Origin of the sequence: Microcoleus sp. AR_TQ3_B6 (genome assembly GCF_036702785.1) — a bacterium.
Taxonomy (GTDB): domain Bacteria; phylum Cyanobacteriota; class Cyanobacteriia; order Cyanobacteriales; family Microcoleaceae; genus Microcoleus.
Map to the genome: position 1 here is coordinate 1 of NZ_JAUBVJ010000211.1, position 1,240 is coordinate 1,240.

Sequence of the window (1,240 nt, forward strand, 5' to 3'; positions counted from 1 at the left end):
GTCGCACTTGAACAATCAATGGAAAACCTCTGCTATATTCTCAAGTCTGCTAAAGAAATGTTCCCCGTTTTAATGGTAGGCCCACCGCCAGTTAATGAGGCAGCTCGCACAATCAGAATAGCCAATTTATCCGAACATTTTTCGCAAGTTTGCACCGAGTTAAACGTGCCTTATTTAGATATTTGTACTCCTCTGCAAAAATCAGAATTTTGGCGGAAAGAGCTTACCGAAAATGACGGTTCCCATCCCCGGGCCGCCGGTTATACTGAATTGGCTAAAATAGTTCACAATTGGGACGCTTGGAAAGCTTGGTTTAAAAATATCAATAGATCGGATAAAAAGACTGTTACCCTGTTCCGAGCCGTTGGCAAAAAAGAAATGGAGTTAATTAAAGAAAGCGATTTCATGGCATTTCCGCCGCGGCTGCCTTTTCAGCCTATTTTTTCTCCCGTACTCTACAAAGCATACGCCATAAAAATTGCGCGGGATTGGAATACAAAAGATGCGGCATCGAGATATTTTGGCTATGTAACCCAATTTCAAGTTTTGGCGGAATTCTTAAAAAAATATTCCGTCCAAACCGTCGGCAGTTCGATTCACAAAGAATATTGGATTCCGGCAGAAGACTTGGCAGAATTTAATCGCAATATTATCGGAAAGATTGAAATATTTGCTGAATATCAACCGTAGAATAGGACCAAGGATAGATGTTAGATTTTAATCAATTTGAAGTTGCAACTTTTGACCAAGAATTTCAAAGGTGGTACCCGCCACGTGATTTATCCGTGGAATCAATCCAAAACCGAAAATCCTCAAGAAAGAGCATTTATCCGTAGGGTCAATCTCAAATCTCAAATCTCAAATCTCAAATCTCAAATCGATTGACTGCTACGGCACTCTCAGAGATTGGGAAAGGGGAATACTGCCAGTCTTGAGACAATTGCTGTCAAGTCGCGAGATAGATTTGAGCGATGACGGAACTTTAGAGCTGTTTGCTGAATTTGAAAACTCTGCATATAATTCTATCAAATAGAGAGAATTATTACAACAAATAGTGCAATAAGTCGGTAAAAGATTTAATTTTGAACCGATAGAAACAGAACTCAAGTGTTTGATTGAGTTTATCAAAAATTGGTAGCCATTCCCGGATACAGTCGCAGCTTTGGTAGCACTCAAGCAAAAATAAAAACTGGCTGTAATTTCCAAGATTGACAACGATTTGTTGGCGGATACGGCAAAA

At 39.7% G+C, this 1,240-nt stretch carries 2 protein-coding genes; one reads left to right on the forward strand and one right to left on the reverse strand.

The genetic code is table 11. The features are described 5' to 3' along the window. The coding region (locus QUB56_RS36690) for a lipolytic protein G-D-S-L family (RefSeq protein ID WP_332961269.1) at positions 1-690 on the forward strand (690 nt) is incomplete at its 5' end. A 352-nt stretch (positions 691-1,042) separates the two neighbouring features. Here QUB56_RS36690 and QUB56_RS36695 read toward each other — a convergent pair. Next, on the reverse strand, positions 1,043-1,240 hold a 198-nt coding region (locus tag QUB56_RS36695), incomplete at its 5' end, for a hypothetical protein (RefSeq protein ID WP_332961270.1).